We start from the raw sequence: 15729 nt of genomic DNA, 5'->3' as shown, positions 1-15729 counted from the left end.
GTCGCGCCCTTGAAGTTGAACGTCAGATTGTCCAAATGCGGCCCGCGCAGCGTCGAGCCGTTACGCGGTTTGGTAAAACCGCGTAACTACCTACTTGGCTCCGTACTGCTCGTAGTAGGCGTCGATGGCGGCCTTGAGCTCGTCATCGATGACGACCTTACCGTCGATCTCGTGGTTGTAGAGGGTCTCGACGACCTCGGCCATGGAAACGATGCTCGCGACGGGAAAACCGTACTTGGCCTCGATCTCCTTCTGCGCGGTGGTCACGCCGCCCTTGCCGACCTCCATGCGATTGAGGGATACGATGAGGCCCTTGATCTCGACATCGGCAGCAGCCTTGACCTTGGGATAGGTCTCGTCGATGGACTTGCCGCTGGTGGTGACGTCCTCGACCATGACCACGCGGTCGCCGTCCTGGGGCTCATAGCCCAGCAGGTTGCCCTTGTCGGCGCCGTGGTCCTTGGCCTCCTTGCGGTCGCAGCAGTACTTGACCTCCTTGCCGTACAGCTCGTGGTAGGCAATGGCGGTCACGACGGCCAGGGGAATGCCCTTGTAGGCCGGCCCAAACAGCACGTCAAAGTCGTCGCCAAAGTTATCGTGGATGGCCTGGGCGTAATACTCGCCCAGCTTCTTGAGCTGGTAGCCCGTCACATAAGCGCCGGCGTTCATAAAGAACGGAGACTGACGGCCGCTCTTGAGCGTAAAGCTGCCGAATTTAAGAACGTCGGACTCAACCATGAACTTGATGAACTCTTGCTTGTAAGCCTCCATGCGGGCTCCTCTCGTAATCGCGTACGTGCCTTCCAGTTTAGCGCAGGCAGGGCGCGTTGCGGGCGCGCTTTGGGGCCTCGGCATTCTGTAAAGGCTTTGTCAGGGGCAATGGTTTTCCAAACATTGGGGTTGACACGGCAAACCCCCTCATCAAGAATACGGGCGGATTGTAACGGGTACGAGATACCCAAAGCGCGCCGCGCCCGGCCTTAAGGAGGTGTGCCATGGAAGGCAGTCATAGTCGAAAAACCTGCATGTCGCCCTCGGCACGCCGCGAGGATTCCGCGCACGCATAAGCGCCAACAGCCGATCGTCAAAACCACCACAAAGGTGCCTGTCCCTTTGTGGTGGTTCGAAAGCATGACGTGAGCGACATCTAGGTTTTTTGAAGCACATACGACACGTACGCTAACTCCCTTCAACAAGGAGGACCCTATGCTGATGCTCAAAACCGCCACGGTACTCGAAGCCATCTCCAAGCGCCGCCGCACGGCGCGCCCCGCCGCTCATACCGGCATGTCCAAGAACACCATATTCGCCGCCACCCATAGCGCCGAGGATGCCCTCGTGCTGCTCGACGCCACAGCCGACGGCCTCACCGCCGAGCAGGCAACCGAGCGCCTGGACGCCTCCGGCCCCAACACCATCGAGGCGCCGACCAAGACACTCGCCCGCCGTATCGCCGACGCCTTTGTCGACCCCTTCGCCGGCATCCTCGCCGCTCTCGCGCTGGTCTCGCTCTACATCGACGTGCTCGCCGTGCCCGAACCGCAGCGCGACCCCTCCACGGTCATCGTCATCGGCATCATGTTGCTGGTATCGGGCGGTATGAAGTTTATCCAAGAAGCCCGCAGCGGCAATGCGACCGAGGCCCTCAAGGACCTGGTCTCCAACACTTGCACCGCTCTGCGCGACGGTGAGCGCGTCGAGATCCCCTTCGACGAGCTCGTCCCCGGTGATGTGATCCGCCTCTCTGCCGGCGACATGGTGCCGGCCGATGCCCGCATCATCACCGCGCGCGACCTGTTTGTGATCGAGTCCGCACTCACCGGCGAGAGTGAGGCTGTCGAGAAGACCGCTGCCATCACCGTCGTCGAGGGCGCCGACGACTCCGCACTGCCGCTCTCTGCCTGCAAAAACATCGTCTTTACCGGCACCTCCGTGCAAAACGGCACCGCTATGGCACTTGTCGTAGCCACCGGCTCGGACACTTACCTGGGCGGCATCGCCAAGATGCTCAACGGGCGCGGCGAGAAGAGCGCGTTTGACCGCGGCGTCTCGAGCGTCTCCATGTTGCTCGTACGCCTCATGCTCGTTATGGCGCCGGCCGTCTTTGCCATCAACGCCGCCACCAAGGGCAACGTCATCGATGCGCTGTTGTTCGCCACGAGCGTGGCCGTGGGCATCACGCCGCAGATGCTTCCCGTCATCGTGACCACGAGCCTGTCGCAGGGCGCCAAGGACCTCGCCCGTCGCCAGGTTATCGTCAAGGAGCTGCCAGCAATCCAAAACCTGGGCGCGATGGACGTCCTGTGCTGCGACAAGACCGGCACCCTCACCGAAGACCGCATCGTGCTCGAGCGCTACCTCAACACCGACGGCAACGAAGACGCACGCGTGCTGCGCCATGCGTTTTTGAACAGCTTCTTCCAGACCGGCCTCAAGAACCTTATCGACCTGGCCGTCATCGACCGCGCCGATGTGACGCCCTCGGCCGCAGCACCCGATTCCATGCTGGGCCAGAGCCTGCGCGACCGCTATACCAAGGTCGACGAGGTGCCCTTCGATTTCTCGCGCCGTCGCCTGAGCGTAGTTGTCGCCGATGCCCAAGGCAAAACCCAGATGGTCACCAAGGGAGCTGCCGAGGAAATGCTCGAGATCTGCTCCTTTGTCGAGGTCGATGGTGCCGCCCAGCCGCTCACCGAAGATAAGCTCACCCAGATTCGAAAGCAGGTAGCCGGGCTCAACGCCGAGGGCCTGCGCGTGATTGCTGTGGCGCAGAAGACCGACCCGCGCTGCGTGGGCGAGTTTGGCATCGCCGACGAGTGCGACATGGTGCTGATGGGCTTTTTGGCCTTCCTCGATCCGCCCAAAGCAAGTGCCGCGGGCGCCGTCGCCACCCTCGAGGCCAAGGGCGTCGCCGTTAAGGTCCTGACCGGCGACAATGACCGTGTCGCCGCCACCGTCTGCGAGCAGATCGGCATCGACGCGAGCAACGTCTTGCTCGGCTCCGAGATCGATGCGCTCGATGACGCCGAACTTGCCGAGCGCGCCGAGAACACCCACCTCTTCGCCAAGCTCTCGCCTCTGCAGAAGGCGCGCCTGGTGCGCGTCATGCGCGAGCTGCTCGGTCACACCGTGGGCTTTATGGGTGACGGCATCAACGACGCCGCCGCCATGCGCGCGAGCGACTGCGGCATCTCGGTCGACTCCGCCGTCGACATCGCCAAGGAATCCGCCGATATCATCTTGCTCCAGAAGGACCTGGGCGTGCTCGAGCGCGGCATCATCGAAGGCCGCCGCACCTACGGCAACCTACTCAAGTACCTCAAGACCACGGTGAGCTCCAACTTTGGCAACGTGCTATCCGTGACCGTCGCGAGCCTGTTCTTGCCGTTCTTGCCCATGAGCGCTCTGCAGCTGGTGCTGCTGTCGCTGGTCTACGAGATCGTGTGCATCGCGCTGCCGTGGGACACCGTCGACGACGCCTGGACCGTCCGTCCGCGCGCCTGGGACGCCGCGTCCATTCAGGGCTTTATGCTCGAGCTGGGCCCCGCGAGCTCGCTGTTTGACATCGTGACCTTCGCCGCGCTCTTCTTTGTGGTGTGCCCCGCCACCGTGGGCGCGAGCTGGGCAAAGCTTGCCGCCGCGGGCAACGTCGCGGGCATGACGACCTTCGCCGCAATCTTCCAGAGCGGCTGGTTTGTCGAGTCCATGTGGTCGCAGACGCTCGTAATCCACATGCTGCGCTCCCCGCGCCTACCGAGCCTGCGCGACCACGCCGCGCCCGCGCTGTGCCTCCTCACCGTGCTGGGCCTGGTGCTCGTCACTTGGCTGCCGGCAAGCCCCATCGCCGATGCGCTGGGTCTCATGCCGCTGCCGCCAATCTTCTTCGCGCTGCTCATCGGCATTGTCGCCGCCTACATCGCGCTCACCCAACTGGCCAAGCGCCGCTACATCGCCCGCCACGGCGAGCTGCTGTAACTTCACCGGCACCCTCGTCAAGGATGTTTGGGCCGCCGCGACCCGCCCCCGCTGGCCGCGGCGGCCCAAAACAGCTAAAAACGCCCCTCACCCCCGCTTTAATTTCTTTTGCAAGTTTTAACTTCTTTTGCTTTCTTTCACTTCTTTTAACAAGGCGCCCGGCGGGCATAAGTTGCTCGCCGGGGGTGTCGGTTCGACGAAGAGGCCTCAGCCGTAGCAACGGATTGCCCAGCGAGAGATTTCCCAAGTGCCAACTCAAACAGTACATGTTTAATCTGTTTCGTTAATTGAAATGCGTAAATATGGTTAACCAAAGAATTGATATTTGGTTAAATAGTAACTGTATATTTGGTTAAATGTACTGGTAAACAATGGTGATAATTATGCCAAAGAAGTACTACACTAGAATTATCGAAAATGAGCTTGACCAGCTGCTGGGTATATTCGGCGCCGTTCTCATCGAAGGACCGAAATGGTGCGGAAAGACGACCACGGCCGAGACCCGTGCGGCGTCCAGGCTCCTTCTCATGGACCCGTCCCGCAACTTCGAGAATCGCTTGCGTGCCGAGACTGACCCGGCTCTTGCCGTTTCCGGCGAGGTGCCGCGGCTGATTGACGAGTGGCAGGAGGTTCCGAAACTTTGGGACGCGGCACGGTTTGAGTGCGACAACCGCAGCGGCGAGCCTGGTCAGTTCATATTTACGGGGTCAGCGACACCGCGAGACGACGAACGTCCAATGCACAGTGGCGCTGGAAGGTTCGCTAAATTGCGCATGGATACCATGACGCTTTTCGAGCTTGGGAAATCCAGCGGCGCGGTTAAGCTGTCGGGCATTATTTCTGGCGAAAAGTTCAATGGCGCTTTCGGATCGCTGGATTCCGCCTCGATTGCCGAGTACGTTGTCCGTGGCGGATGGCCCGCGGCGGTCGGTCGCGATGCGCTGGCTGCGTCGGCGATGGCGAAACGTTACATCGGCATAGTCGCCGAAGAAGATTTGTCTCGTGTCGACGGCTCTCGCCGCGACCCTGAAAAGGTCAAAGCTGTCATCGAATCGCTTGCGCGCAATGAATCCACTTTGGCGACACTCAAGACGCTCGTAGCCGATCTTGGTGGAGAAGTATCGAGACAAACGGCGGCATCATATATATCCCTTCTCGCTCGGGTTAGTTTCGTTCGCGATATTCCCGCATGGAACCCCGCAATGAGATCTCCCGTGCACTTAAGAGAATCGAAGAAGCATCATCTCGCTGATCCGTCACTGGCGGCCGCTGCGCTCGGAGCGACTCCGGCGACATTGCTGCTAGATTTCAAGACGCTTGGGCTGCTTTTTGAATCGTTGGCCCTTCATGATTTGTGGGTTTATGCGCAGGCAAATGGAATGGGCCTCTATCACTATCACGATTCTCGCGATCTAGAAGTCGATGCAGTCATTGCGGCTCCCGGTGGAACGTGGATCCCGGTCGAAATCAAGCTCAGCTCCGCCCAAATCGAAGAGGCGTCTGACAGCCTTATTGCTGTCGAGAAGCGTATGGTTGCCGCCGGAAACAACCCGCCAGTTTCGAAAGTCGTAATCATTGGATTTGGTTCACAAGCCTATGTCACTGACCGCGGCGTCCAAGTTGTTCCGCTGGATGTGCTCGCGCCGTAGTGCAATTGCAAGTTTTTACTTCTTTTAACAAGGCACCCGACGGGCATAGGCTGCTCGCCGGGCGCCTTGGTTAGGATGCTATTGCTGTTGAGAACGCCTAGGCCAAATCTTCGCCGTTGGTGGCGATAACCTTCTTGTACCAGTGAAAGCTCTTCTTTTTGGAACGCTTGAGGGTGCCGTTGCCGGCGTCGTCGCGGTCCACATAGATAAAGCCGTAGCGCTTGGACATCTCGCCCGTGCCGGCAGACACCAGGTCGATCGGGCCCCAGGTGGTGTAGCCCAGCAGGTCAACGCCGTCCTCGGTCACCGCATCGCGCATCGCGGCGATATGCTGGCGCAGGTAGTCGATACGGTAGTCGTCGTTGATGGAGCCATCCTCCTCGACAACGTCCTTGGCGCCCAGACCGTTCTCGACCACAAACAGCGGCTTCTGATAACGGTCGTACAGGTCGTTGAGGGTGATGCGGAAGCCCAGCGGATCGATGGCCCAGCCCCACTGGCTCTCCTGCAGGTAGGGGTTCTTGGCGCCGGCGAAGGCGTTGCCCTGGGTGCGCTCGACGTCGGGGTTATCGGCACCGGCGGAGCAACGGGTGCTGTAATAGCTAAAGCTGATGAAGTCGACGGTGTTGGCGGCCAGGATCTCGCGGTCCTCATCCGTCATGCCCACATCGATGCCCAAACGCTCGAGCTTCTTGACGGCATAGGCCGGGTAGTAGCCGCGGCTCTGAACGTCGACGAAGAAATAGTTGCTCTGGTTGTCAATCTGCGCTTGGCGCACATCGCCCGGACGGCAGCTGTAGGGGTAGTAGCTACCTGCGGCAAGCATGCAACCGATCTTGACCTCAGGGTCGATCTCGTGAGCGATCTTGGTTGCCCAAGCGCTGGCGACGAGCTCGTTGTGGGCGGCCAGGTACTCGACGGCCTCCTTGTTCTCGCCCTCCTCAAAGACCAGACCGGCACCCATAAACGGCAGGTGCAAGATCATATTGATCTCGTTGAAGGTGAGCCAGTACTTCACCAGACCCTTGTAGCGGGTAAAGATCGTGGTCGCGAGGTTCTTGTAGAAGTCGATGAGCTTGCGGTTGCGCCAGCCGCCGTACTCCTTGATGAGGTGGATCGGGCAGTCGAAGTGCGTGATGGTCACGAGCGGCTCGATGCCGTGCGCCTGACACTCGCGGAACACATCCTCGTAGAAAGCCAGGCCGGCCTCGTTGGGCTCGGTCTCGTCACCGTTGGGGAAGATGCGGGTCCAAGCCAGGCTCATGCGGAAGGTCTTAAAGCCCATCTCGGCAAAGAGGGCGATGTCCTCCTTGTAGTGGTGATAGAAATCGATGCCGGTCTGCGCGGGGTAGTAATAGCCGTCCTCGAAGTCGAGCATCTTGCGCTGGCCGGAGACCACCGCATAGCGCTCGGGGCCGTGCGGTGCCACGTCCACGTTGGCCAGGCCGCGGCCATCCACGTCGTAAGCGCCCTCGCACTGGTTGGCAGCCGTCGCGCCGCCCCACAGGAAGTCTTTACGGAAAGCCATGCATCAATCCTTTCACACGCTGTTTGTCGTAGCTTCAGTATCCCCGCAAACAGCGCGCCGCTCAACGACAGCAACGCAGGTCGACACTTCTTTTCGCGCGCGGGCGTCCGGCAGCCGCCCCTGCCTGACACTTTCTGATACCGCCGCCCCAAACCACCACAAAGGGGACAGGCACCTTTGTGGTGGTTTGGGGCGGTTTGTCTTGATCTGTAACAGGTAGAGACGATTTAGCCCGCCAGGTGTTACAGATTAAAACAAAAGCCCCTAGTCGCAGGTGATGTCGAGGTTTTTGCCGATGAGGCCCACGTAACCGCCCTCGGCCGCCTTGGGGCTGTCGGCGTGGCAGAGGACCCACTTGTCGGCCTTCCAGTAGCAGTAGCTGTCACCGGCGGCAGGCATGTCGGCTGCAGCCTCGGGGCGCGGGCCGTTGGTGCCCGCCGGCAGCGCCACCATCACCTGAAAGCCGCCGTCGTCGACCATGCAGGGCGTGTAGTGAAGCGTGGTGGCGTAAACCTCGACGAGCGTGCCGGCGGGCACGCGAAAGGCCTTGACCTGAGCGGTGTCGAGCTTGCCGTCGACAATTTGCTCGCGCTTGGCCAGCAGCAGAATAAAGTCGCGCGCACCCAAATTAAACTCACTGGCACGGTGATACTCCAGACAGTTGAGGCGCGTGTTGTGGCCGTTGCACCAGCCCGGCTGGAACGGACGGCCGCCGTACATGAGCAGGCCGAGCGTGTCGACACCCTCAACCTGCTCGAGCTCGGGTGCGGAGGCCACGTACTTGGTGCCCTCGGGAATGGGAGTAGCCGCAAGCGCCTCGACAAGCGGGGCGGTCAGGTTGGACGGCACGTCGTCCCACACGCGACCATAGGATTTGAACTCGGGATCTGATACAGAGTAGATATGCATGTTCGCTCCTGTTCGTTTATGTGACAGTATGAACATTCTAGAACATCATTCATCCACGACCACGATCAATACCGAAAACATTGCATGACGAAATCACCCGCTCAAAAAGCGACATGCAGCTTCCTAGTCGAGATAATCTTTAAGAAACTCAATAACGCTCATACACCAGTAGTCGGTCTCCGGCGCATGGGGCTTCATCAATGCATGCCCCCCTTCTGAATACATGACTCCCTCATGGTGTACTCCAGCTGCATCCAGAGCATCGACCATCTTTTCATAATTGTCGGGCGATACAATATCATCGTCAGCGCATTGCCAAAGATATGTCGGAGGATACTGCTCCCACACATGCTGATTAATACAGAAATCATCGAGCGAGTCGCGACCAGCCCCGCCGCACACCGAATCAAGAAATCTATTGTCTGATGCGTTCTCAAAGCCACGAAGATCAATCGGTGCATAACACAGGACCAAGGCTTTGGGTGCCTCGCATCCGTAGGACGCAAATCCCTTGTTGTCCGTCCCCCACTCGGCAGTTAAATGCGCACCAGCAGAAAAGCCGATAACTGCATAACTTTTTGCGACATTAAATTTCGCTGAATTCTCGAAGACAAAACGGACAGCTCGATTTAAATCGTCGATTGGACGCGGCATCAAAGGCTCGACCCTCACCCTGTATGACAGCACGAACACGTTATAGCCCGCATCGTTGAGCTCGGGGGCAACGGGAAAGCCTTCCATTTGATGACAAACGCTCTGATAACCTCCGCCCGAAACCGCAATGATAAAGGGAGCCCCGGGTCTCCCGGGAAAGAAGAACAGTTTCGTGTTGCGTCGAGTCGGATCACGGATGCAGTCGGCTTCATCCCATATATCGTAGGCAACTTGCCTCCCGTCATCCACGAGCTCGACAATCCGATTCAATCCACGCAAAACGCGAGTAGTTTCATATGGATTAGCATCAGAATTCATATGAGACACGATGGGTTTATTCCACATGCGCTCCCAAGTTGAAGGCCGGCAAAGCATAAGGTGCTCGCCAAAGCCAGCGAACTCAGGAAGGAGCGCGATTTCGCCAAACGTCATATCGGCTGTAATTGTCATAGCTAGTCACTCCAAAAATGAGGGTGGGCTCGCGTGAATCAACGGCAAGCCCACCACATGCAATCTGCCGCGGGGTTTTCGGCAGCTTACATCCCAAATAATTGTCTACTCCACTACTGCCTCTTCATCAGGGCGATACAGGATGTAAACGAGAACGAAGTTAAGAATTAAACCGACGACATTGCAAAGAATTGCGCCGATGAGGCTGCTCATATCACCAGAAGGATCCATATAACCGGGGAAGCTAAAAATGCCGCTCGACGTCATAACGAACGTACAGGTGTTGAAAATCGCCGGGATAACAGCACTGATTGCTCCGGCGACCATGGAAGCGATAATGATCTTCTTGTGCTCCAAGATGATGCCGTACAGCGCCGGTTCCGTAATCCCGAAAAAGCCCGTAATGGCACAGCTGAACCCAAGACTCTTTTCACTCGGGTCCTTCGAGCGGAGGGCAAACGCCAAACAAGCGCCGACAACACCCATGCTGCAGCAGAGAAGTCCAAGGATAGGATCGGAGCCGACGGTCATAATATTGTTGATGGAAAGCACGATCAGGGCCCAATGGAGTCCAAGGGGGATCATAACGAGACCGAATATCGGCCCGAGAATAACGCCGCAAAGGACGGGGCTGAACTGATAGACCGCCAGCACTGCAGTCGCAAGCAAAGAGCTCGCCTGCTGAATAACGGGGCCGATCACAAGGAGCGAGACGGGGGCGGCAACAGCAACCGTCAGGAACGGGACGAGCGCAAATGCCACAACATCGGGAAGAACCGCCCGCAGCCACTTATTAAGAACGGATGCGAACCAAGCCGCCACGATAGCAGGAAACACCGTGGAGGAATAGCTCACCATTGTGAACTTCATGCCGAGCAAATCCAGCGCATCGCCCGCTCCGGCCGCAGCAACGAAAGTCGGATAAATCAGGATTGCACCGAGTACCGCACCGATATATCGATCGGTTCCAAAGAACTGAGCAGCAGATGATCCGACAAGAACGGGCAGAAAATACATGCAGGCATTTCCCATGCCGTACAGCAGAGTGTATATTCCGCTCTCGGCGGAAACAGCACCCGCCGTCGTCAGAATACTAAGGACGGCGTTTATCATTCCGCATGCGATCAAGGCAGGAAGAACGGGCATCATGATGCCGCTGATGAGCTTCATTAGCTTTCCCAGAAAGCCCTTAGTCTCTCCTTCGCTTGCCTCGGAATCTCCGGCATCAATCCCGGTTTCCTTGGCAACGACTTCATAGACCTTATCGACCTTAGGTCCCACAATCACCTGATATTGCCCCGCGGAATGGCGAATGTCGATCACGCCATCAATCGCCTTGACTTTTGCATCGTCTACGATGCTTTCGTCCTTAAGGTTGAACCTTAAACGAGTCATGCAGTGAGCTACAAATGTAACGTTGTCTGCGCCGCCCACCATCTCGAGAATCTCGGCAGCGAGCTTGGTTGTATCTGCCATAAATACCATTTCTCCCATGTTGAGTTTTATATGTAACCATCAGCAAAGCGCGCGCCTTTGCCAACTAATTACCTTGTTTTCGATGCAATTCGATTGATGTGCATCATGAGGTAGAGTCTTTCTTCGTCTATAAGTTCCCGCCCCGTCAGTCGGCTGAGAACAGAAGCAATATCATCGGCGCACATTGATGCCACCGGATATTCTTTTTTGAGCGAGAGGTACATCTTGCGGTTGTCGCTCACGATGCTTTCGCCAGAGTTCAACCTATTGAATAAGTACTGAAGATGGGTTGCGAACCTTGCGTAATCGAAACCTTCCCGATCAACTTGAATGCCAAGCCGATTTTCAACAGCAACGGTTGACTCCTCCAGAACACGATCGTAGATATCCGCGCTAAACTCTTTAACTACTTCGCATGAGTCCGAATCGGCCATGTTATTGATAAACGCCATGGCAATTCCAACTGCCTCATGAGCTGGAAGCCTAACGTTAAGACGTTTCCTGATTATCTTAAGTGCATACTCGCCGATTCTAAATTCGACGGGATATTGTTGGCGGACATCAAACGATAAAGGCATGCGGACAACGATATTTTGCTCTTTGCGCTTAACCGCATACGCGATATGGTCCGCAAGGATAAACGGCAAATTAGGGCTCACCTCATAAGACAGCAAACCTGTCGACATATCAATAACATCCGAGGTAAGCTCGAGAAGCTCGTCGGGGACCTCGTCAACGAGAGCGATGTAGCGAGAGCTAACGTTATAAAACGTTCGTTGAATCTCCGAAAGAGGGACCTCGTCTCCGACATTCTTAAACCCCAGACCACGGCCGAATGCAACCAACTGTCTGCCATTTCCATCGACGCAGAGGACAGCGCTGGTATTAATTCGTTTAACAATTTCCATGTGTCCCCCCCCCTAAACAGAACAAGGCTCCCGAAGCAGAATCCGACAATCAATGTCGACAGATGCTGCTTCAGGAGCCTTGCCTGAATATCACTCTGAGGACTAGTTTAAGCGAGCTAGTGCTAATGACCTCGAATAAACACTTCTAAACAGTTAAACGGTCGATATCTCCGTGTGAACGGTTTGGAGGCAGAGGGCGGCCCTATGCCTGCTGATAGTGCAGGTGCTTCTCGTCGATATCGGCCAGGTCGCGGTCGAGATAACGACGCGCAAGCCAGTTGGCCATGGGGAGGTTCTGGTCCAGGTAGTTACCGCACTCCTCGGGAGCGGCACCGGGAACATCGCCCTCAAAGCCCGCGACAAACTCGAACAGCTCGCGCACGAGCGGCAAGATTTCCTCGCTCGTCAGCTCACCAAAAACAACCAGGTAAAAGCCCGTGCGGCAGCCCATGGGACCAAAGTAGACAATGCGGCTCGACCACTCGGCATGATTGCGAAGGAACGTGGCACCCAGGTGCTCGATGGTGTGGCACTCGGCCGTGTTCATGACCGGCTCCTTATTGGGCGTGGTCAGGCGCAGGTCAAAGGTGGTGACGGCGGCGCCGGTCGCCGGATCGCGGTCGATGCGGCTCACATACACGCCGGGCTCGAGCAGCAGATGGTCAACGGAAAAACTCGCGATACGCTCCATGGCAGTTCCTCTCGGTAGTTAAATTGGGACGGGGCTCTTTTAGCTGGTTCGAATGGTCGCACCAATCATACCAGTCAAAAAAGCCCCGCCCCAAATGAGCTGCCTAGGACGGGGATCAATGAGTTTTTTATCCCCGTCCCAGAAAAATCCTTGGGCGCCGCGCAGACGCCTAGGCAGTGTATGCAATTGTGGCGTCGACAGCATGGCGCCAGCCGGCGATCTTTTTGGCTCGCTCGTCGGCAGGCATGGCAGGCTCCACGATGCCGCGGGCGCCGTAGACGTCAACGACATCGCGCGTGTACATGCCCAGCGCAATGCCGCAGGCCCAAGCCGCACCCAGGCCGCTCATCTCGTCGTTGCTCGCAATGCGGATGGGCGAGCCGACCAGGTCGCTCTCAAACTGCATCAGGTACGCGTCGCGCGTGGGACCGCCGTCAACACGAAGCTCGGCCAGTGCCGCGCCCGAATCCTCGACCATCGCATCGATCACGTCGAAGATCTGATAGGCGATCGACTCGTCGGCGGCCTTTACGAACTCCGCACGGCCCGTGGTGCGCGTCATGCCAAAGACGCAGCCCTCGGCATCGCTCGCCCAGTGCGGCGCGCCCAGGCCAGTGAACGCCGGCACAAAGTAGACGCGGCTCGCCGGATTGGCGGCGTAGCACAGGTCGGTGACTTCCTCGGGATTGTTGATGAGCTCCAGGTCGTCGCGCAGCCACGTCTTGACGGCGCCGGCGTAGCTCACGTTGCCCTCGAGCACATACTCGGTCACACCGTCCATACGCCACGCAAGCGAGCTCGAAAGCCCGTGCGAGCTGGCGACGAACTCGTCGCCGACGTTCATCATGACCGAGCTGCCGGTGCCATAGGTCGCCTTGGCCATGCCGCGGCTATGGCAGCCCTGGGCAAACAAGGCGGCATGGCTGTCGCCGAGCACGCCGTGAATGGGCACGGGCGCCGGCAAAAAGCCGCCCAGGTTCGTCATGCCGAACAGGCCATCGGAATCGGTCACCTGCGGCAGGCAGGCTGCATCGACGCCAAAGGCCTCGCACACCGGCTCGCTCCAGCAGCCACGGCGCAGGTCAAAGAGCTGCGTGCGGCTGGCATTGGACCAGTCGCAGCGAAACTCCGCGCCGCCCGTGAGCGTCCAGACCACCCAGGCATCGATGGTGCCCAGGCACAGCTCGCCCGCCGCAGCGGCCTCGGCAGCCGCGGGAACGTTCGCGAGGATCCAGGCCATCTTGCCCGCCGGGTAGTAGGGCGAGAGCACCAGACCCGTCGTGTCGCGCACCAGCTCGGCCACGCCTTCGCGCGCAGCAAGCTCGTCGCACAGCTCGCGGGCGCGGGCGCACTGCCACACCACGGCGTCGCACAGCGGCTCGCCCGTCGTGCGCTTCCAGGCAACGGTAGTCTCGCGCTGGCTGGAGATGCCGATGCCGGCGACGTCGGCCGGATCGACCCCGGTCTCCTCCACCACGGCGCGCGCCACGGCCAGCACGTTAGCGGCGATCTCGGCTGGATCATGGCTCACCCAGCCGGCCTCGTTGACAATCTGGCGATGCGGGCGATCGGCACGATGAATCAAATGGCCGCCCTCGTCCACCAGCAGCGCCTTGGTGCCCTGCGTGGATTGATCGATTCCGATGATGTAGCGGCCCATGGCCACCCCTTTCAAAACGAATGTGACAAAGGGGCGGTCCCTTTGTCACATTCCAGTTACTCTGCGGGCAAGAACTCGGCGACGGTCTGCGCGATTCCGGCACCCGTCAGGCCGTAGTGCGCAAAGACCTCGGGGCTCGTGCCGGTGATGACCGGCGCATCGGGCAGGGAGAGGCACTTGACCGGACACGGGCAATGCTCGCCCACGACCTGCGCGACCATGGAACCCAGGCCGCCGAAGGGGCTGTGCTCCTCGACGGTCACGACGGCGCGCGTGGCACCGGCGGCCTCGATCACAGCCTCAGCATCGATCGGCTTGACGCAATACATGTCGAGTACCGTTGCCGAGATGCCCTGCTCGGCCAGCAGATCGGCGGCGTCCACGGCATGGCGGACCATCTCGCCGGTGGCGACAATCGTCACATCGGCGCCGCGACGCACCCAAGTGGCGCGATCCATCTGGAACGGGCACTCGTCCTCGGTGTACACGTCCTCCACCGGGTTGCGGCCCACGCGGATGTAGGCCGGCTTGTTGTCGGCGACCAGGGCACGCACGAGCTCGGCGGTCTGGAATCGATCGCTCGGCAGATACACGCGCATGTTGGGAATCGCGCTCATGGCGGCGATATCCTGCGCGGAGTGATGGCTCATGCCCAAGGCGCCATAGGACACGCCGCCCGAGATGCCGATGAGCTTGACGTTGGTGTTGGAGTACGAAACGTCGACCTTGCACTGCTCATACGAGCGCGTGGTCACAAAGGACGCCGGCGAGGCGGCCCAGGCCTTCTTGCCGCACGAGGCCATACCGGCGGCGATACTCACCAGGTCCTGCTCGGCGATGCCGACCTCAATGGACTGCTGGGGATACTGATCGAAGAACGGCGTGAGCGATGCGGAGCCGCGGGAGTCGGAGCACAGGACGACGATGTCTTTATCGGTTGCGGCGGCCTCGAGCAGCGTGTCGCAGATAGCCTTGCGGTTGGCGATCTTGTTAGCCATTGATAGCCTCCTTATGGGCAGCGAAATCGGCGATGATCTGGGCATATTCCTCATCGTTGGGCAGGTGATGATGCCAGGCGGCCTTGTCCTCCATAACCGGCGAGCCGTAGCCCTTCACCGTGTTGAGGATGATGACCGTGGGCTTACCCTTGGTCTCGGCGGCCAGCGTCAGCGCGGCGTCGATGGCCTGGACGTCGTTGCCCGGAATGGACAGCACGTTCCAACCGAAGGCGGCCCAGCGCTCCTCCTGCGAATCCTGCTTCATGACGTCCTCGGTGCTGCCGCTGATCTGCAGGCGGTTGCGGTCCACGAGCGCGCACAGGTTATCGAGCTGGTAGTTGCCGCCGCTCATGGCGCCCTCCCAGACCGAGCCCTCGGCAAGCTCGCCGTCGCCCATGATGGTGTAGACGCGGTAGTCGCGGCCATCCATCTTGCCGGCAAGCGCCATCCCGACGGCCACGGGCAGGCCATGACCCAGCGAGCCCGAGTTCATCTCGATGCCCTTGAGCTTGTTGTTGGGGTGGCCGATGTAGGGGCTGCCGAACTTAGAGAAGCGGGCCTTGACGTCGTCGAGGTCCAGATAGCCCTCGTGGCAGAGCACCGCGTAGTAGGCCTCCATGGCGTGGCCCTTGGAGAGTACGAAGCGATCGCGGTTGGGATCGTCGACGGTCTCGGGAGAAATGTTGAGGTGGTTGGCATAGAGGGTCATCAGCGCATCGATGACCGACATGTCGCCGCCGATGTGCCCGCCAGCGCCAGCCATGATGATATCGACGCAATCGCGGCGAAGGTCCCAACGCAGGGATTCAAGCTCTTCGATAGTTGCCATTT

General features: G+C 59.2%; 12 protein-coding genes. 2 read left to right on the top strand and 10 right to left on the bottom strand.

Annotated features, from left to right (window positions below; genetic code table 11):
- Positions 1-90 precede the first annotated feature (90 nt).
- Positions 91-771, bottom strand: a complete 681-nt coding sequence (gene pyrE / locus DW037_RS04170; RefSeq protein WP_118372875.1) for an orotate phosphoribosyltransferase — start codon at positions 769-771, stop codon at positions 91-93.
- A 435-nt stretch (positions 772-1206) separates the two neighbouring features.
- Here pyrE and mgtA point away from each other — a divergent pair, with 435 nt between their 5' ends.
- Positions 1207-3975, top strand: coding sequence for a magnesium-translocating P-type ATPase (gene mgtA / locus DW037_RS04165; RefSeq protein ID WP_118372874.1), 2769 nt, complete (start codon positions 1207-1209; stop codon positions 3973-3975).
- A 383-nt stretch (positions 3976-4358) separates the two neighbouring features.
- Positions 4359-5624: an ATP-binding protein gene (locus DW037_RS04160; RefSeq protein WP_158549353.1), complete on the top strand. Its 1266-nt coding sequence runs from the start codon at positions 4359-4361 to the stop codon at positions 5622-5624.
- Positions 5625-5721: 97 nt separating this feature from the next.
- Here the strand turns inward: DW037_RS04160 and DW037_RS04155 are convergent, their stop codons facing one another.
- The 9 genes from DW037_RS04155 to DW037_RS04115 all read right to left on the bottom strand — a co-directional run bounded on the left by DW037_RS04155 (position 5722) and on the right by DW037_RS04115 (position 15727).
- The gene (locus DW037_RS04155; RefSeq protein ID WP_118372873.1) at positions 5722-7152 is read right to left on the bottom strand and encodes a 6-phospho-beta-glucosidase; all 1431 of its coding nucleotides are present in this window, start codon (positions 7150-7152) and stop codon (positions 5722-5724) included.
- 264 nt (positions 7153-7416) lie between these two features.
- Positions 7417-8061: a DUF4867 family protein gene (locus DW037_RS04150; protein WP_118372872.1), complete on the bottom strand. Its 645-nt coding sequence runs from the start codon at positions 8059-8061 to the stop codon at positions 7417-7419.
- Between the two features lie 123 nt (positions 8062-8184).
- Positions 8185-9165, bottom strand: coding sequence for an alpha/beta hydrolase (locus DW037_RS04145; RefSeq protein WP_117778711.1), 981 nt, complete (start codon positions 9163-9165; stop codon positions 8185-8187).
- Positions 9166-9270: 105 nt separating this feature from the next.
- Entirely contained in the window at positions 9271-10641 is a 1371-nt protein-coding gene (locus DW037_RS04140; protein WP_158550168.1) for a PTS transporter subunit EIIC, read from the bottom strand.
- 68 nt (positions 10642-10709) lie between these two features.
- Entirely contained in the window at positions 10710-11549 is an 840-nt protein-coding gene (locus tag DW037_RS04135) for a PRD domain-containing protein (RefSeq protein WP_117646431.1), read from the bottom strand.
- A 202-nt stretch (positions 11550-11751) separates the two neighbouring features.
- Positions 11752-12240, bottom strand: a complete 489-nt coding sequence (locus tag DW037_RS04130; protein ID WP_117583665.1) for an S-ribosylhomocysteine lyase — start codon at positions 12238-12240, stop codon at positions 11752-11754.
- A gap of 169 nt (positions 12241-12409) precedes the next feature.
- Complete coding sequence (locus tag DW037_RS04125) at positions 12410-13900, bottom strand: glycerol kinase GlpK (protein WP_118372871.1); 1491 nt, start codon at positions 13898-13900, stop codon at positions 12410-12412.
- 56 nt (positions 13901-13956) lie between these two features.
- Complete coding sequence (locus tag DW037_RS04120) at positions 13957-14898, bottom strand: transketolase family protein (protein WP_118372870.1); 942 nt, start codon at positions 14896-14898, stop codon at positions 13957-13959.
- Positions 14891-15727 carry a transketolase gene (locus DW037_RS04115; protein ID WP_197736868.1) on the bottom strand — a complete coding sequence of 279 codons (837 nt, stop codon included), beginning with the start codon at positions 15725-15727 and terminating at the stop codon, positions 14891-14893. Before DW037_RS04115 ends, DW037_RS04120 begins: the two co-directional genes overlap by 8 nt.
- Positions 15728-15729: the final 2 nt, after the last annotated feature.

The sequence above is a fragment of the Collinsella sp. AF39-11AT genome (assembly GCF_003474585.1).
Classification (GTDB): Bacteria; Actinomycetota; Coriobacteriia; order Coriobacteriales; family Coriobacteriaceae; genus Collinsella.
This window is presented reverse-complemented; position numbering and strand designations above follow the sequence as displayed.

What these genes read in the sequence shown, in the direction of transcription:
- pyrE (WP_118372875.1), bottom strand. Translation starts at nt 771, where the DNA reads ATGGAGGCTTACAAGCAAGAGTTCATCAAGTTCATGGTTGAGTCCGAC.
- DW037_RS04155 (WP_118372873.1), bottom strand. Translation starts at nt 7,152, where the DNA reads ATGGCTTTCCGTAAAGACTTCCTGTGGGGCGGCGCGACGGCTGCCAAC.
- DW037_RS04135 (WP_117646431.1), bottom strand. Translation starts at nt 11,549, where the DNA reads ATGGAAATTGTTAAACGAATTAATACCAGCGCTGTCCTCTGCGTCGAT.
- DW037_RS04115 (WP_197736868.1), bottom strand. Translation starts at nt 15,727, where the DNA reads ATGGCAACTATCGAAGAGCTTGAATCCCTGCGTTGGGACCTTCGCCGC.
- DW037_RS04150 (WP_118372872.1), bottom strand. Translation starts at nt 8,061, where the DNA reads ATGCATATCTACTCTGTATCAGATCCCGAGTTCAAATCCTATGGTCGC.
- DW037_RS04125 (WP_118372871.1), bottom strand. Translation starts at nt 13,900, where the DNA reads ATGGGCCGCTACATCATCGGAATCGATCAATCCACGCAGGGCACCAAG.
- DW037_RS04130 (WP_117583665.1), bottom strand. Translation starts at nt 12,240, where the DNA reads ATGGAGCGTATCGCGAGTTTTTCCGTTGACCATCTGCTGCTCGAGCCC.
- DW037_RS04120 (WP_118372870.1), bottom strand. Translation starts at nt 14,898, where the DNA reads ATGGCTAACAAGATCGCCAACCGCAAGGCTATCTGCGACACGCTGCTC.
- mgtA (WP_118372874.1), top strand. Translation starts at nt 1,207, where the DNA reads ATGCTGATGCTCAAAACCGCCACGGTACTCGAAGCCATCTCCAAGCGC.
- DW037_RS04160 (WP_158549353.1), top strand. Translation starts at nt 4,359, where the DNA reads ATGCCAAAGAAGTACTACACTAGAATTATCGAAAATGAGCTTGACCAG.
- DW037_RS04140 (WP_158550168.1), bottom strand. Translation starts at nt 10,641, where the DNA reads ATGGCAGATACAACCAAGCTCGCTGCCGAGATTCTCGAGATGGTGGGC.
- DW037_RS04145 (WP_117778711.1), bottom strand. Translation starts at nt 9,165, where the DNA reads ATGACAATTACAGCCGATATGACGTTTGGCGAAATCGCGCTCCTTCCT.